We start from the raw sequence: 16,568 nt of genomic DNA, 5'->3' as shown, positions 1-16,568 counted from the left end.
GCGCAATAGGCTGCCCCGTCGGGGCGACCCGACCATACGTATGCGCACACAGGAGACGGGGGTGGCTGTTGATGCAGCCATTGGAGCCGGAAGACCCGCAGAGCCTAGGGGCCTACCGCCTGTTGGGACGGCTCGGCGCCGGTGGCATGGGGCGGGTCTATCTCGCCCGGTCGCCGGGCGGCCGGACCGTCGCCGTGAAGGTGGTCCGTCCCGAACTGGCCGAGGACGCGCAGTTCCGGGCGCGGTTCCGGCACGAGGTCGAGATCGCGCGGGCGGTCTCCGGGGCCTATACGGCGCCTGTCGTCGACGCCGACACCGAGGGCCGGCTGCCGTGGCTGGCGACCGCGTACGTACTCGGCCCGCCGCTCGACGAGGTGATCGAGCAGCACGGCCCGCTGCCCGAGGCGTCCGTGCGCGCGCTGGGTGCCGGGCTGGCCGAGGCGCTCGTGGTGATCCACGGCGCGGGACTCGTGCACCGGGATCTGAAGCCGTCCAACGTGCTGCTGGCCGCGGACGGGCCACGGGTGATCGACTTCGGTATCGCGCGGGCCGTCGACGGCGACCGGATGACCAGCACGGGCGTGGTCGTCGGCTCGCCCGGGTTCATACCGCCCGAGCAGGCGGTCGGCGAGGTGGCCGGGCCGGCGGGCGATGTCTTCTCGCTGGGCGTGGTGCTGGCGTACGCGGCCACCGGCCGGCAGCCGTTCGGGATCGGGACGGCGGCGTCGCTGCTCTACCAGGTGGTGCACGGCACCCCCAATCTGACCGAAGTGCCCGCTTCGCTGCGGCCGTTGGTGCTGGCCTGTCTGCAGAAGGACCCGGCGCAGCGGCCGACGCCGCAGCAGATCAGCGAGGCGCTGGCTCCGGAAGGGGCCGCCTCCGTACTGCACAACTGGCTGCCGGGCCCGGTCTCCTCGACCATCGCCCAGCACGCCTCGCGGATCCTCGACCTGGACACCCCCGCCCACGGGACGGGCGCGGCCACCGTGCCGCAGCCCCCGATGCCCGGCGAGGCGCCCACGCCCCGGACTCCGACCACCCTCGACCGGACAGCGCTGGAACCCGCCGCCGCTTCCGGCGCGCGCTCCCGGCGTGGGTTCCTCGCGCTCGGCGCGGGCATCGCGGTCGCGGCCGCGGGCGGCGGGGCCGTGTGGGCGTACAGCGGGAAGGGCGGTAAGGACCCGGTGGTCGATCCGACCGGCCTGGTGACGAACAGCAAGGGGCCCACGCCGGATCCGGTGTTCACCACCCCGGCGAACGGCATGAGCCCGAAGGCGCTGTGGCGCAAGCAGGCCCTATCGCTGAGCCTGCAATACGGCGTTCCGGCCATGGCGTACGGCAATCTGATGATCATCTGTGGCAACCCGCTGATCGCGCACGACATCAGCACTGGTGAACTGAAGTGGTCCACCCCGGAGGTCGCGGACCTTTCGCGTGAACTGGTGATCGGACATGATCTGCTGTTCTTCAGAAGCCCTGAGGCAAACGGTGACTTCGTCGGCATCAGCCCGGTGACCGGCAAGGAGGTCTGGCGCAGCAACCTGGGCGGACGGCTCACCGACCCGAAGCCGATCGCCGCCGACGACAAGCACGTGTATCTCATCGCCACGATCCAGGATCCCAACGCCACCGAGACCAGCAAGACCCGGACAGTGGTGGCCGCCGTCGACATCGGCACCCGCAAGATGCTGTGGCAGCAGGAACGTGACCCGGGCGCCGGTGACTGGGACGTCTCGGCGACGACCGACGGCAGCTATCTCGTCTACGCCGACAACAACTACAACGTGACGGTGCGCGAGGTGGCGCACGGCAACCAGGTGTGGACGAAGAAGGTGGGCGAGAACGCCGCCTACCGGCCGGTCCTGCATGGTGACAAGGTCGTCATCGGCGGCAAGTCCATGCGCGGCTACGACCTGAAGAGCGGCGCCGAGCGCTGGTCGGTACCCGCACAGCACAAGAACGGCTTCAGCTCCCCGCTCTCCTCCGCCGACGGTGTGGTGTATGGCGCCGTGGTGCTCAAGGGCGTCTGGGCGGTCGACGCGAAGAGCGGGAACGTGCTTTGGCAGCGCGAACTCACCGACGGGACCGGGCCGTTGCAGTTCGTACGGGCCGGGGACTCCGTCTACGGGGTGTCGTACTTTCAGGAGGGAGGAATCTTCGCCTTCGACGCCAAGAGCGGTGCCCCGCGCTGGATCTACCGGAACAGCGCCAACGACGGCCTCTCCGAGGACAAGGGTGGCGCCGGCGTCTGGACCCTCACCGCCGCGGGCAAGCGCCTGCTGGTGGTCCACGGGGACCTGCTCTACGCGCTTCCCGCCGTCTGACGGGCTTGTCCCTGGGCGCATGGGCTCGTCCCACCACAGGCGTGATTCGCCTGTGGTGGGACGGCCTGGCCTCGAGGCCGTCAGGCGAGCGGCACCGTCACCGTGCGCGGTTCGCCGTCGCCCAGGTGCAGGAGGGCGCGGCCGGGGGTGACCTGGCCGCCGGCGCTGCTGCGGGCGAGGCGGACGCCGATCAGCTCGCCGCTCATCGTCTGCTGCGGTGACAGCAGCGCGCCGCGGCGGGCCTTCTTCGCGTCGACCTGCCAACCGGAGAAGCCGGAGCAGATGTCCTCCTCGCTGCCGGCCAGCACGAGCGCCCGGCGCAGGTCCGTGCCGCGCGCGATGATGTCGCGCAGGACGTCCTTGGCGTCGATGTCGCGCAGCAGCTCGGCATCGTCGAGGAGGACGACTGCCGGGCTCTCGCCCGCCGCTTCCAGCGCCTTGGTCAGATCCTCGGCGGACAGATCGCTCTCGGTGAAGACGCCCAGCACTCCTTCGGTGCCCGCGAGGTCGCGCAGCGGCGACGGCCGCGGTGCGACGACGATGATGCGGGCGCCCTGCTTGAGGTAGCTGCGGGCGAGCGACAACAGGACGGTGCTGCGGCCGGACTTGCCGGGGCCGCCGATGACGAACGCCGGCAGGCCGTCGGACAGGTCGGGGCCGTAGCCCATGATCTCGTCGCCGCCGACGCCGACCAGTCCCCACAGGGGGGAGCGGGCGGCATCGGTGTCGCGCATCTCCCACGCGTCGGCGAACGACAGCCGCGACGGGAGCACGTCGACCTTGAACGGCCGCCGCGAGCGCGGCACATCGGCGTCCCGCTCCAGGACAGCCGCCCCGATGGCGGTGATCGCGGCAGCCTGGCCCTGCCCCGACGCGTCCGGGTCGAGCAGCGCGACCTGCGTCTCGATGCCGGACTCGGCGCGGTAGGCGCGGCCGGGGGCTATCTCGTCCGGGACCTTGCGGGGGTTGACGCTGATGAGGGAGAAGTCGGAGCGGTCCGAGAGCCGGAACGCCATCTTGTCCTCGGTGAGGGTGGCGATCCGGCCCGCCATCAGCGTCCGGTCGCCGGTGATGATCACGTGGATGCCGACGCTCGCGCCCTCGCGGAGCATCGTGAACAGGTCGTCGGTCAGCGCCCCGTGGTCGAGTTCACCGAGCGAGGGCAGCCAGCCCTCCCAGCGGTCGAGCAGGACGACGATGTGCGCGAGCTGGTCCTCCTCGGGGACGCCGCCGCGCTGCTCGCCGATGTCCGCGTAGCCGTCGGCGGCCAGCACCTCCTGGCGGCGGGTCATCTCGGCCTTGAGGCGGCCGATCAGCCGGATCGCGCGCTCGGTCTGCGCACGGCCGACGACCGCGCCGCAGTGCGGCAGCCGGGACAGCGCGTTGAGCGCGCCGTTCCCGCAGTCGATGCCGTAGATGTGCACGTCCCGGACGCTGTGCGTACGGGCCAGCGAGCCGGCGATGGTGCGCAGCAGCTGGGAGCGTCCGGAGCGCGGGGCACCGGCGACCAGCAGATGGCCGAAGGTGCTGAAGTCCACGGCGACCGGGCGCCTGGCCTGCAGCGCCGGGAGGTCCTCGATGCCGTACGGCGCGGGCGGAAGCGCGCCCGTCGTGACGGGTACCGGCAGGTCGTCGAGGAGGAGGGTGTCGGGGAGCGCGGGCAGCCACGGGCTGTGCTGGGGCGGGATGCCGAGCCGTTCGTTGGCTTCGCAGACCGCCTCGACCAGCACCTTCAGGTCGGTGATCTCGTCCTCCTCGCCCTTGGCGCCGGCGGGGCGCCGCGGTACGGGTCGGCCGAGCTGCGACCACTCGACCAGGCCCACCCAGGGGGACGCGACCGTCGGATCCACGGCGCCGGGGCGCCGGCCGCCGACGCGTCCGGACTGGAACGGCACGAGCGAGGTCGCGCCGAGCCGGACGTAGGCCCGGCCAGGTGTGGACTTGGAGATGGTGCCGGCGTCGGGGGCGTCGATGACGTCGGACGATTCGCTGGCGTCGGTGACGCGCAGCGCGATGCGGAGGTTGGTGTTGGCGCGGATCTCGGGGGAGACGACGCCGGAGGGGCGCTGGGTGGCGAGGATGAGGTGAATGCCGAGCGAACGGCCTCGCTGGGCGATGTTGACCAGACCGGTGACGAAGTCGGGCAGCTCACGGACCATCGAGGCGAACTCGTCGATGACGATGAGGAGCCGCGGCATCGGCTTGAGGCCGGGCTGCCGCTTCATCAGGTCCGTGTAGTCCTCGATGTCCTTGGCCCCGGCCGCGGCCAGGATGTGCTCGCGGCGCTTGAGTTCGGCGCCGAGCGACTCCAGGGCGCGCTCCACGAGGTGCGCGTCGAGGTCGGTCACCATGCCGACGGTGTGCGGGAGTTGCACACAGTCCTTGAACGCCGAGCCGCCCTTGTAGTCGATGAGGACGAACGTCATCGCTTCCGGGGTGTTCGCGACGGCGAGCGACGCGACGATGGTCTGCAGCAGCTCCGACTTGCCGGAACCGGTGGTGCCGGCGATGAGTCCGTGCGGCCCGTCCTTGCGGATGTCGATCGCGAACGGCCCGTCGTAGGACTCCCCGACCACCGCCTGGGTCGAGATGGGGCTGAGCCGCCAGCGCGCGGCGATCGCGTCACCGGTCGGCGGCTCCAGCTCCAGTACGTCCAGCAGGCGGCTGGAGCCGGGGATCGCCGAGTCCTCCGCGTCACCGCTGATGTCGCGGATGGGGGAGAGGCAGCGGGCGAGCCGCGCGCACCAGGCGGGCGACACCAGGTCGGGGCGGACCTTGCGGAGCCGGGCGGCTCCGCTCTGGTCCACGCGCAGCCGGAACGAGCCGGCGGCCGGCTCCACGGCGGTGGCCGTGGACGCCTGGCTGCCTTCGTACCAGGCGTTGAGCGACGGGAAGCCGCCCTGCTGGGCCGCCGGTTGCCCGACGGGCGCCTGTCCCTGGGCCGGGATCCGGTTCTGGTTCGGGGCCTGGTTGGGGGACGGGTTCTGGGCGGGCGTCTCGAACTCCGCGATCACCACCGCCTGGCATTCGCCCGGCAGGAAGCGCTCCTCCGAGTCCAGGCACAGCGCGTACATGCCGACTGCCGGACCCTCCCGCAGCAGCGCCACGACGCCCGGCAGCGACCGCAGGCGCCGCGAGCCGTCGAAGACCACCACGATGTCCGGGTCCTTGAAGAACGCGGCATGGTTGGAGGCGCTGCCCGCCTTCTGCTTGGCCTTCTGGCGGCCGTCGAGTATCGACGTCAGCTCGGCGATCCGGGCCGCCACCGTTTCGGCGTCCGTGCCGAGCAGCGCGCTCGCGTCCTGCCCGTCGGTCGGCCGCGAATGCGGCAGCCAGCGCACCCAGTCCCAGCTCTCCTGTCCCGACGCGTCGGTCAGTACATAGAACTGCACGTCCATCGGGCTGTGCAGGGCCGCGGCCTGTGCCACCGCCCACCGGCCCATCGCCCGCACGCTGTCGCCGGGCGCGGCGAAACCGACCACGCCGAGCCGGCGCAGCTCCACCGCGACCGGTGCGTCATCGATCTCCCAGGCGACCTGCCTGCGGTGTTCGTCCTGTTCGGGGTCGTCCAGCACGACCTCCGACGGGAGCTTCGCGGTGCCGACGCGCAGCAACAGGTGGTCGGTGTCGCTGCGGCGGCGTTCCCAGAGCCGGGTGCGCGGCCCGGTCGCGGTGTTGAGCACCGTCGCCGGGTCGGGGGACGCGGCGGCCCGGTCCTGCCGCTCGGCCTGGAGGGCTTCCTGCGCGTCCGTCTCGATGCGCTCCTTGTGGGCGCGGTACTCCGTGACGGTCTTCGTGTGCGACTTGCGGCCGTTCTTCTTGTCCATGAAGTAGTTGCCGATCATCACCATCGGACTGACGACCGCCATGAGCAGGTACATCATCCGGTGCATCATGAACGCCATCGTCACGGACATGACCAGCGGCATCAGCGCCATCAGCCACGGCAGCGGCCGGGCGTTGATGTCCCCGGGGGGCGACGGCAGCCGGAAGAGCGTGGTGCGCTCGGGCGGCAGCATGCGCGGCGGCCGGTTGTAGTCGAGGGTGCTGCCGTCGTCGCCCGGGTGCAGGGCGGCGTTCGGCGGGATGTAGGGGCCCAGTTCCAGCAGCGAGTTGCCGAGCGCGATCTGCTCGCCGAGCGGCCAGTCGCGGGTGGCGCCGTCGATCGTGACCTGGCACGTGCCGCCCATCCCGACGGAGAGCACGGCCGCGCGCTCCGCCAGTTCCGAGTCCTCGATCCGGATCCGGACCGATGTGCCGCGCCCGATCTCCACCCGGCCGATGCCCAGCCGGTGCACCGCCCCCGCGTCCGGCCCGCCCGCCACCCGCAGTTCGACCACGCCGGCCGGCTCGCCCGGCAGACAGCCCGCCGGGTCGTAGAGGCTCACGACCGCGCCCTCGCGCAGCGGGGACTCCGCCACGGTCCGCGCCGGATCCACGGCGTACCCGTCGATGTACAACGCGGGCGATCCCGGCTGCCGGGCCGTTCCGCCGCTGATCGAGATGATCGCCGCGCCGTCCCCGCCGACCTGTCGGTCCAGCTCCCGCGCGATGTCGGCCACGGTCGACGCCGCGTCGGCGTCCAGCACGACATCCGCCCGGTTGCCGCCGAGCGGATCCACCACGGTCAGTGTCAGTCGCACGATCGTCCTCCGGGGGGTCCGACTAGGTCATACGGACGATATCCGCCCCACGAGTCCCAGGAACAGCCGCGCCGGGGATGCGAGGGCGCTGCGCCGCTGGTACGGAGGTCGGACGGCCGGTTCGCAGAAAGTTATCCACAGGCGGAATCGGGGGAGGAAAGGGACGAGTCATCATCGGTACATGACCACGAACCGAGTCTCTCCGCGTACCCGTCCCCGTACCGCCCGCACCGCTCGCAGCTCTCCCCGCGATGGCCACGCCCTCGCCCACCTCCGCCAGGACGGCGTCGCGACCGTCCGCCAACTGCGAGCCCTCGGTGTGGGAAGCGGAGCCCTCGCCCACCGCTGCCGCCCCGGCGGCCCCTGGCAGCGGCTGCTTCCGCGCACCTATCTCTTCCACAACGGCCCCCCGACCGCACGACAACGGACCAGAGCGGCGCTCCTGTACGCGGGCGACGGCGCGATGCTCACCGGGCCCGAGGCGTTACGGCTCTTCGGGCTGCGCTACGTACCGCCCCTGCCGGGAACGCATGTGCTCGTCCCCTGCAATCGGTACCCCGGCAGCCGGGACTTCGTCACCGTCCTGCGCTCCCGCCACGTACCGAGACCCCGCAACGTCGCCGGCTTCCCCACCGCGCCGCTGCCGCGGGCGCTGGTGGACACCACCCGGCTCGGAGCCGACCTCCAGCAGGTCCGGGCGGCCTGCGCCGAGGCCGTCCAGCGCGGCCGCTGCTCCGTCGAAGCGCTCACCGAGGAGATCCTCGGCACCTCGGCCCGCGGCATCGCCCCGATCCGCGCCGTCATACAGGAGCTGCTCGCCGGAGTCCGCTCCGTCTCCGAGGCCCAGGCCCGCGAAGTGCTGCGCACCGGCGGCCTGCCGGAACCGCTCTGGAACGCCACCCTGCTCCTCGCCGACGGCACGTTCCTCGCCACCCCCGACGGCTACTGGCCGGACACCGGCGTGGTCCTGGAGATCGACTCCCGCGAGTACCACCTCAGCCCGGCGGACTGGCACCGCACCATGAACCGCCGCAACCACCTGGCATCCCACGGCCTCCACCCCCTGGCCTTCACCCCGGCCCAACTCCGCCACACCCCGACCGACGTGATCCGCCACGTCGCCCAGGCACTGACCACGTACGCGGGCTGTGCGCCGACGCATATCCGGGCGGTGCCGATCGGTTAGGCCGGAACGAGGTGCGGTTCAGCGGACGATGGCCTGGATCTCTTGGACCGTCACATCAGTGGTGCGGCCAAACGTGCCGTCAGAAAGTCGCGTCGGCTGCGGGTGGCCGGTACCGACCCACTCGATCTGCCAAGTGATGGTGGCCTTGAGGGGGAACGTTCCACCGGTCGAGGCACGGAGGTATTTGAGGCCGCACGGAGGATCACCCCGCTGGCCCTCGGAGTACGGGGTGCCGACGCTGCCGTCTTTGTTGATCAAGCAATTACCCGAAGCCGGATACGAGTCAGCGTCCTTCGTGCCCGGATCGAGGTGCAGGCTCACGGGCGTGGCGGTCGTCGTGGCGGAGATGCCGAGGACATCGGCGGTCGCTGTGACCGAGACCGGCTTGAAGACTGCCTTGTCGAGCCAGGCCCAGGTCGCGAGGTTGACCGTCTGCTTTGTCTGCGGACTGAGGCTGATATCCGTGTCGGGGACGCGAATCCTTGCGTAGGCGAGCTGCGCCAGGATCTCGGTCGTGATGGCGTTCTTGATGGTCGGCGGCGGTGCGTCGCCCTGATCTACCCAGAAGTAGGGCTCATTGCAGTCGAGCGCACCGGGGACGCCCGCGCCCCCTGTCGGGACGTACGACGTCCACCAGGCGCCCTTGCCCGCCTTGTCCAGGTTGAAATTCGTGTACGGGTTGCCCTTCTCGTAGCGATCCCGCTGCGTGGCGTCCCATTCGGGGCCGGTCGACTCGGCATTCCAAATGGCTTCCACGTATGTCTTGAACTGCGCGGGTGTCCACCTTGGCGAGTACCAGCAGGGAGGGGGAGTCCATGCGGTGACGGGAGTGACCGGTCCGGTCGTGTCGCCGCTGCCGTTCTTCGACTCGTCGTAGGACACTCCGCCGGCGTGGGCCCACAGGTCCTGGCCGTTGCTGCCGCCCTCCGGAGGGGGCGGGTCACCGCGGTCGGCGCGTGCGGTCCCCGGCAGCAGGACCATGACGAGTGTCAGTGCTGCGGCTGTGCCGGGCTTCAGGATCCGCTTTCCTATGGCTGGCACTGAGCCGCTCCCCTCTGGGAAATCATCTTGATGGTCTGCCAGACGCCCTGCTTGTTCTTCTCCAGACGGGTGTTGTAGACGATGTACGAGTTCTTGGTGACCGGAGTCGTGGTGATCTTCCCGGTCGTTCGGCTCTTGTTGAAGGCCTTGCTCTCGTCCGCGCAATAGATCAGCGTCGCGCTGGTGGCGCCCTTCAGCGTCACATCCCGCTTGTAGTAGCGGACGGTTCCGGTCGTGGTGTTCTTGTGGGTGAGGAAGGACTGGACCCACTCGGTCATGGTGACGGCGCCCTCGCCGTCGTAGTAGAAGCGGACGGCGGGTGTGCTGGCCTTGCCCGCCACGATCGCCGCGTCGACCGCCTTGATGCCCTCGGCATTGTCGGCCAGAACAGCGTCCTTCACGGGGTCGCCGGTCTGTCCGCCGTCGAAGACGTCCTTCACATCACTCGGGAGCGTGATTACCGGTCGCTGGGCGGAACCGGTCTGGCTCGCCGACGGGCTCGGCGGGGTCGTCAACGGCTTGCTCGTCTCGACGCCGTCGATCTTCTCTCCGCCGTCACTGCCGCCGCAGGCGGTGAGAAGGAGGGTCGCCGAGGCGGCCAGGACGACGGCGGTGGGCAGCGTGCTGCGGGTCACGATGAGGGTCCCCCGTGTTATGCGCGGACAGAGCGTAGGAACGCCGACGTTACCCGTGATGCCGGTGCGATTGCAGGGACCCTGCCCGTTCTGTGACCGGGTCCGCACGGCGGGGTCACATTCCTGGGCGGAAGTTGTCCATCATTGAATGATCACGGACAGTTCCGTTGCGCTTCCGTGAGTCTCCCGTCACACGATGCGCCTTGAGGGTGTTTATGCGGCGCTGATAGCGTGCGGTGACTTGACACCGGCCTGCGGGCTGTCGCCATCCGGAGCGCGACGACCTCTCCCCACGCAGCCAGGAGTCCAAGCACGCCAGCTCGACGGGGGCATTGACGTGAAGATCAGGGAACGTTCCGCTGCAGGTGGCAGTGGTGGTAGGCCGTCTGTGCCCGGGCCGATGATGGGTGGGCCGACGGGTGAGCGGCTGCCGGTCGCGCCGCGGGAACGGAAGCCCGCGCTGGCCGCGCTCGCCGTACTGCTCATCCTCGTTGGGGCGCTGGGTGCGACGGTGCTGGTCATGCGTGCCGGGGACCGGATTTCGGCGATCGAGATCACGGAAGCCGTGCCGGCGGGAGAGGTCATTCCGGCTTCGGCGATCCGCGAAGTAATGGTCGCCGCTGGTTCGGATATTAAGTACGTACCGTGGAGCGATAAGGGCTTGCTGGCCAAGTACTGGGCCGCTACCGACCTCGTCAAGGGGTCCGTTCTTGTCGGGGCGATGCTCAGCAGTGAGGACAATCAGCTCAAGGCGGGCAAAGCGATCATCGGACTCTCCCTCAAGGGCGGGCAGTTCCCCGAGGGACTGAAGGTCGGCGACACGGTCGCCGTCTACCGCGTGGGCAACGACGCGGCGAAGTCCACTGCCGGCAACTCCGGCAACTCCGGCGGCGGGAACACGCTGCTCAGCAACAACGCCAAGGTCAAGTCCGCACCGACGAGCGGAGGCGACGCGCTCGGCAGTAGCGGCACCGCGTACTCGATCGTCGTCGACCAGAGCGACGCCGGCCCGCTGACGCTGGCCGCGTCCGCCGGTGAGGTCTCGCTGGTGCTCGTTCCCGCCAGCAAGGGCTGAGGCCCGCCATGGCACTTATCGCGATCGCGGCGGACAAGGGGTCGCCCGGTGTGACGACGACGGCTGTCGCCCTCGCCGCCGTCTGGCCGCGCCGCGCGCTGCTCGTCGAGGCGGACCCGTCCGGCGGTGACCTTGTCTACCGCAGCCAGGCCGCGCACGGCGGTGTGCTCGACCCGAACACCGGCATGCTGTCGCTGGCCGCGACGGCCCGCCGCGGGCTGGCCGCCGAACAGCTGTGGGACCACGCGCAGCCGCTCGCCGGGGGCCTCGATGTGGTCGTCGGGCTCGGCGGTTCCGAGCAGGCGGCCGGGCTGGTCGGGCTGTGGCCGACGCTGGGCCGGGCGTTCGCGACGCTCGCCGAGTCGCCGAACGGCGCGGCCGACGTGCTCGCCGACTGCGGCCGGATCGGCGCCGATTCGCCCTCGCTGGAACTGTTCTCGCATGCCGCGCTCGTCCTGTTGGTGTCCCGGACGGAGCCCGAGCAGCTCGCCAGGGTGCGGGACCGCGCCGCGGCGCTCTCCGCCAAGCTGCACGGTTCGCAGCGCGGCGCGGCCGCGCTCGGGTTCCCGCCGATCGGCGTGCTGCTGGTTGCCGAACCGGGACAGAGCGCCCGTATCGTCAGCCAGGTCAACGACATGCTCGTCGCCTCGCAGATCGCCGCCCGCGTCGTCGGCACCCTCGCGCACGACCCCGCGGGCGCCGAGCAGCTGGCCGGCCGCCGCCGTGGCCGTCTCGACAAGTCGTTGCTGATCCGTTCGGCCCGGCAGATCACCGCCGACGTGCCGCACCGGTACGGGGTTCTCCGATGAGCGGGGTTCTTCGATGAGCGCCATGGACCACCAGCTCGTCAAGCGGTTCCGGCAGGACGCGGGCGACCGCATATCCGAGCAGCGCCGCCTCGACCAGGTGTCGGGCGTGCCCGCGATGTCCCCCGAGGACGAGCGGCAGTTCGCCCGCGCCGTCATCGCGCAGATCCTGGAGGACTACGCGCGCGCCGAGATCAACCTCGGCCGCACGCCGCCCAACGCGGAGGCCGAGGAGGCGTACGCGGCGGCCGTGCACGCCGCGCTGTTCGGCGTCGGACGGCTGCAGCCGCTGCTCGACGACCCCGAGGTCGAGAACATCGACATCAACGGCTGCGACCAGGTGTTCGTCGGGTACTCGGACGGCCGGGAACTGCGCGCCGACCCCGTCGCCGAGTCCGACGAGGAGCTCATCGAGCTCATCCAGGTGCTCGGCGCGTACTCGGGCCTGTCGTCGCGCCCCTTCGACTCGGCGAACCCACAGCTCGACCTGCGGCTCCCGGACGGCTCGCGTCTGTCCGCCGTCATGGACGTCACGCGCCGCCCCGCGCTCTCCATCCGCCGGGCGCGGCTCGGCAAGGTGTTCCTCTCCGACCTGGTCGGCAACAACACGCTCACCCCGGAACTGCACTCGTTCCTCAGCGCCGCCGTGCTCGCCCGCAAGAACATCATGATCGCGGGCGCCACCAACGCCGGGAAGACGACGCTGCTGCGCGCGCTCGCCAACGTCATCGGGCCGACCGAGCGTCTGATCACCGTCGAGCGGGCGCTGGAGCTCGGGCTCGACCAGTTCCCCGAACTGCACCCGAACGTCGTGGCGTTCGAGGAGCGGCTGCCCAACTCCGAGGGCCAGGGCATGATCTCGATGGCCGAGCTGGTGCGGCGGTCGCTGCGTATGAACCCCTCACGCGTCATCGTCGGTGAGGTCCTCGGCGACGAGATCGTCACCATGCTCAACGCGATGTCGCAGGGCAACGACGGCTCGCTCTCCACGATCCACGCCAACAGCTCCGCCGAGGTCTTCAACCGCATCTCGACGTACGCCCTCCAGGCGAAGGAGCGGCTGCCCGTCGAGGCGTCCCAGATGCTCGTCGCGGGCGCCATCGACTTCGTCGTCTTCGTGCAGCGGCGCAACGACTTCGAACGCGGCGGCACCCTGCGCCGTGTCGTCACATCCATCCGGGAGGTCAACGGCATCGACGGCCGCGTCCTGTCCAGCGAGGTCTTCGCGGAGGGCCAGGACGGGCGGGCCTACCCGCACGCGCCCTTGTCCTGCCTGGACGAACTCCTCGCCAACGGCTACCAGCCCTCGGGGGTGTGGCGATGATGACCGGTGTGTTCTCCCTGCCCGTGCTGTACGGACTGCTGGCCGGCACGGCCGTCGGCGGCGGTATCGCGCTGTTCGTCGTCGCGCTGCGCGGCTGGGCGCCCAAGCCGGGCGCCGCGAACGACAACGGGAAGCGTGCCGCCGAACTCGTCCGCTTCCTGTCCACCCGCGGCTCGCTGGCGATCGGCGGCGGACTCGTCGTCCTGGCGCTGACCCGGTGGATGGTGATGGGCGCCGCCACCGGCATCCTCGTCTTCACCTGGGACCGCCTCTTCGGCGGCGCCGCCGAGGAGCGCGCCGCGATGAAGCGCGTCGAGGCGCTCGCCGCCTGGACCGAATCGCTGCGTGACACCATCGCCGGCGCCGTCGGCCTGGAGCAGGCCATCCCCGCCTCGGCGCGGGCCGCCGCCCCGGCGCTGCGCACCCACCTGGAGGCGCTCGTCGACCGGCTGCGGTCGCGTACGCCCCTCCCGGACGCGCTGCAGCACCTCGCCGACGAGATCAACGACGCCTCCGCCGACATCATCATCGCGGCGCTCATCCTCAACTCCCGGCTCCGCGGCCCCGGTCTGCGCGAGGTCCTCGGTGCCCTCGCCAAGTCGGCCCGCGAGGAGGTCGACATGCGGCAGCGCGTCATGGCGCAGCGCGCGAGCACCCGGCGCAGTGTGCAGATCGTCATCGTGGTGTCGGTGACCTTTGTGCTGGGGCTGGCGATCTTCAACCGGAGCTTCGTCGAGCCGTACGGGACGGCCGTCGGCCAGCTGGTGCTGGGCGTCGTGTGCGCGTTGTTCGCTGCCGGGTTCTGGTGGCTGCGCAATCTGTCGAAGATCGAGACGCCGGAGCGGTTCCTGACGCACGCACCCGAGCGACAGGAGATGGGCGCCCGATGAACAGCATCTTCCTGACCGTGACCGTGACCGTCGGCGCCATCGCCGGACTCGGCATCTTCGCCCTTGTCCGGGCGCTGATGCCGAACCGCCGTGGTGCGGTCGCGACCGTCGCGCAGATCGACGCGCTGCGCGCGGCGGGGCCGTCGAGCGGTCCCGCTCCGCGCGCCACCGACCTCAAGGGGCGGCTCGGCCAGCGCGTTTCGGCCTTCTACCTGCAGCAGGGCTGGGAACAGCGCTCGCTGCGGGCGGACCTCGCCGTCCTCGACCGCAGCTGGGACAGCTTCCTCGCCACGAAGGTGATGCTGTCCGCGGTCGGCGTGTTCTTCGGCCCGTTCCTGTTCGCGATCGCCTGGCAGCTCGGCGTCGGCAGCAACCCCGTCATCCCGCTCTGGATGGCGCTGCTCTTCGGCGGGCTCTTCTTCTTCCTGCCGGACGTGGAAGTACGGCGCGACGCCGTCGACAAGCGCCGCGACCTGCGGCGCGTCATCGGTGCGTACCTCGACCTGGTCTCCATGAACCTCGCGGGGGGCCGCGGTCTGCCCGAGGCGCTCATGGCCGCCGCCGAGATCGGCGACGGCTGGGCGCTGCTGCGCATCCGCAACGCCCTCGCGGACGCGCGGATCACCGGCACGAGCCAGTGGGTCGCCCTGGGGCGGCTCGGCGACGAGCTGGGGGTCGAGGAGCTGAAGGACCTGTCGGTGACGCTGGGGCTGGTCGCCGACGACGGTGCGAAGGTGCGCGAGTCGCTCGCCTCGCGTGCGGAGACGATGCGGCACCGGGAGCTTGCCGAGATCGAGGGCGGGGCAGGCGAGAAGTCGCAGTCCATGCTCGTGGCCCAGCTGTTGCTCTGTGCGGGCTTCCTGGTCTTTCTGATCTTTCCGGCGGCGATGCGGGTCTTCAAGGTCTGAATCGCCGAATCGTCGAACCATCCGGACCCTGTGAATCGTCTGATGTCGAAGAGTCTGATCCACGTAGTCACCGAGTCGAGAGGACTTGAACCATGAACCGTTTGCCCATCAGTCACCCCGCGATCGATTTCCTCGTCACGTTCATTCAGGGGCGGGTGCGTCACGCCCGCTCGGAGGAGACCTCACGCGGCGCGTCCGCCGTCGAGTGGGTCATCATCTCGGCCGTGGTCGTGACCATCGTCGGTGTGGTCGCCGCACTGATCAACAACGCGCTCAAGGGCAAGGCCACCGACGTCGGCAACTGCATCTCGGGCACCACCGACACGGGTACCTGCAAGTAAGCGGAGTGATGAGCAGCCGATCAGGGTCTTTCGTACGCCGCAGGCTCGATGCCGCCCGCGGTGACAGCGGTGTGGGCAGTCGCACCGGCTCCGGTGGCGACCGCGGCATGACCGCGATCGAGTTCGTCTTCCTGACCCCGGTGCTCTTCTTCATGATCTTCGCGACCGTGCAGTTCGGGCTCTTCTACTTCGCCGACCATGTCGCGCAGGCCGCCGCCCAGGCGGGCGCCCGCAAGGCGCGGGCCGAGGCGGACGGGAACCCCGGCGGCTGGGAGGCGAAGGCCAGATCGACGGCGTTGAGCTATATCGCGCAGCTCGGACCGAATCTGCTGGAAGGCCCGACGGTGACGTCCTCCGGACCCGCCAACAACACCGTGGGGATCCGGGTGACGGCCACCGTGCCGACGGTCTTCCCGGGGATGACGTTCACGGTGAACGAGCAGTCGCAGGGGCCGATCGAGCGCTTCGTACCGGACATCGGGGGCTGAGGCCGGTCATGCGCAGTTGGCTGCGGAACAGGGCCCGTCGGGCCGGCCGCTCCGGCGATCAGGGGATCTCCACCATCGAGGTGGTGATCCTCGCGCCGGTCATGATCCTGTTCATTCTCGTCCTGGTCGCCTTCGGACAGCTGGTCGACGGCCGGGGCGCGGTGGACAGCGCCGCGCGCGACGCCGCCCGCGCCGGCTCGCTGCAGCGCGACGGCACGACGGCGATGAGCCAGGCCCAGGCGGCGGCCGAGGCGGATCTGGCGGACACCTGCCTCGACCACCCCACCGTGACGAAGACCAGTAAGGGCTTCGAGGCCGGCGGGCTCTTCTCCGTCGATGTGACGTGCACCGTGCGCGGCTTCGGGGTTCTGGGACTCAACATCAAGAACACCATCACCGCCACGAGCGCCTCGCCGCTCGACCCGTACCGGAGGGCAGCACCGTGACGTGGCTGACGGCGCGACGGCCCGCGGCCCGCGACGATCGCGGCTCCGGCACCGCGGCGGTGCTCATGTTCGCCCTGGTGTTCATGACGCTCGCCGCCTTCGTCGTCGACGGCGGACTGTCCATCCACAAACGCGAGCGCGCCGCGGACATCGCCGAGCAGGCGGCCCGTTACGCGGCCCAGGACATCGACGTGGAGGCGCTGCGGAACGCGCCCGCGGGCACTCCGCCGCGGATCAACACCGCGAACTGCGACGCCCGGGTCAAGGACTTCGCCGCACGGTCGGGGCTCAGCATCGAGGACGCCGCCGCCTCCGGCTGCGACCTGGCCAGGACCACCGACCAGCATGTAGAGGTGAGGATTCAGCTCACCTACAGTCCCACTCTGACGGGTTTCTTCTACAGCAAGGACTTCACAGTCCACGGGACGGCGGCGGCCGAGATCGCCACCGGCTGATTCGTC

General features: G+C 70.5%; 14 protein-coding genes. 11 read left to right on the top strand and 3 right to left on the bottom strand.

Translation table 11 applies throughout. From position 1 onward, the window contains the following. The first annotated feature begins 71 nt into the window (after window positions 1–71). On the top strand, window positions 72–2,324 hold the full coding sequence (locus tag C6N31_RS17430; RefSeq protein ID WP_198357800.1) for a serine/threonine-protein kinase: 2,253 nt from the start codon (window positions 72–74) through the stop codon (window positions 2,322–2,324). An 80-nt stretch (window positions 2,325–2,404) separates the two neighbouring features. Here the strand turns inward: C6N31_RS17430 and C6N31_RS17425 are convergent, their stop codons facing one another. Further along, a complete protein-coding gene (locus C6N31_RS17425; protein ID WP_198357799.1) occupies window positions 2,405–6,967 on the bottom strand; it encodes an FtsK/SpoIIIE domain-containing protein in 4,563 nt (1,520 codons plus the stop codon). A gap of 181 nt (window positions 6,968–7,148) precedes the next feature. On the opposite strand from C6N31_RS17425, the gene C6N31_RS17420 reads away from it, so the two are divergent. Next, entirely contained in the window at window positions 7,149–8,153 is a 1,005-nt protein-coding gene (locus C6N31_RS17420; protein WP_198357798.1) for a hypothetical protein, read from the top strand. 18 nt (window positions 8,154–8,171) lie between these two features. Here C6N31_RS17420 and C6N31_RS17415 read toward each other — a convergent pair whose 3' ends face one another. Both C6N31_RS17415 and C6N31_RS17410 read right to left on the bottom strand, forming a co-directional pair. Then, entirely contained in the window at window positions 8,172–9,194 is a 1,023-nt protein-coding gene (locus C6N31_RS17415; RefSeq protein WP_198357797.1) for a hypothetical protein, read from the bottom strand. Beyond that, window positions 9,182–9,829, bottom strand: a complete 648-nt coding sequence (locus tag C6N31_RS17410) for a hypothetical protein (RefSeq protein ID WP_307811451.1) — start codon at window positions 9,827–9,829, stop codon at window positions 9,182–9,184. The genes C6N31_RS17415 and C6N31_RS17410 overlap by 13 nt, the downstream gene beginning before the upstream one ends. A 400-nt stretch (window positions 9,830–10,229) precedes the next feature. Here C6N31_RS17410 and C6N31_RS17405 point away from each other — a divergent pair, with 400 nt between their 5' ends. The 9 genes from C6N31_RS17405 (at window position 10,230) to C6N31_RS17365 (ending at window position 16,562) form a co-directional block, all read left to right on the top strand. Then, complete coding sequence (locus tag C6N31_RS17405; protein WP_232485321.1) at window positions 10,230–10,904, top strand: hypothetical protein; 675 nt, start codon at window positions 10,230–10,232, stop codon at window positions 10,902–10,904. A gap of 8 nt (window positions 10,905–10,912) precedes the next feature. Further along, the gene (locus tag C6N31_RS17400; protein WP_138353523.1) at window positions 10,913–11,713 is read left to right on the top strand and encodes a hypothetical protein; all 801 of its coding nucleotides are present in this window, start codon (window positions 10,913–10,915) and stop codon (window positions 11,711–11,713) included. Window positions 11,714–11,726: 13 nt separating this feature from the next. After that, window positions 11,727–13,034 carry a TadA family conjugal transfer-associated ATPase gene (locus tag C6N31_RS17395; RefSeq protein WP_138353524.1) on the top strand — a complete coding sequence of 436 codons (1,308 nt, stop codon included), beginning with the start codon at window positions 11,727–11,729 and terminating at the stop codon, window positions 13,032–13,034. After that, window positions 13,034–13,924: a type II secretion system F family protein gene (locus C6N31_RS17390; protein ID WP_138353597.1), complete on the top strand. Its 891-nt coding sequence runs from the start codon at window positions 13,034–13,036 to the stop codon at window positions 13,922–13,924. Before C6N31_RS17395 ends, C6N31_RS17390 begins: the two co-directional genes overlap by 1 nt. Further along, the gene (locus tag C6N31_RS17385; protein ID WP_232485320.1) at window positions 13,921–14,832 is read left to right on the top strand and encodes a type II secretion system F family protein; all 912 of its coding nucleotides are present in this window, start codon (window positions 13,921–13,923) and stop codon (window positions 14,830–14,832) included. Before C6N31_RS17390 ends, C6N31_RS17385 begins: the two co-directional genes overlap by 4 nt. 92 nt (window positions 14,833–14,924) lie before the next feature. Next, the gene (locus tag C6N31_RS17380; RefSeq protein ID WP_138353525.1) at window positions 14,925–15,173 is read left to right on the top strand and encodes a hypothetical protein; all 249 of its coding nucleotides are present in this window, start codon (window positions 14,925–14,927) and stop codon (window positions 15,171–15,173) included. Between the two features lie 8 nt (window positions 15,174–15,181). Then, window positions 15,182–15,661, top strand: coding sequence for a TadE family protein (locus tag C6N31_RS17375; protein WP_138353526.1), 480 nt, complete (start codon window positions 15,182–15,184; stop codon window positions 15,659–15,661). Between the two features lie 8 nt (window positions 15,662–15,669). Then, window positions 15,670–16,107 (top strand): TadE/TadG family type IV pilus assembly protein, encoded by a 438-nt coding sequence (locus C6N31_RS17370; RefSeq protein WP_138353527.1) that lies wholly within the window; start codon window positions 15,670–15,672, stop codon window positions 16,105–16,107. Continuing rightward, complete coding sequence (locus tag C6N31_RS17365) at window positions 16,104–16,562, top strand: TadE/TadG family type IV pilus assembly protein (RefSeq protein ID WP_244809219.1); 459 nt, start codon at window positions 16,104–16,106, stop codon at window positions 16,560–16,562. The genes C6N31_RS17370 and C6N31_RS17365 overlap by 4 nt, the downstream gene beginning before the upstream one ends. The last annotated feature ends 6 nt before the right edge of the window (window positions 16,563–16,568 follow it).

This window comes from Streptomyces fildesensis, from assembly GCF_016107395.1.
Taxonomy (GTDB): Bacteria; Actinomycetota; Actinomycetes; order Streptomycetales; family Streptomycetaceae; genus Actinacidiphila; species Actinacidiphila fildesensis.
This window is presented reverse-complemented; position numbering and strand designations above follow the sequence as displayed.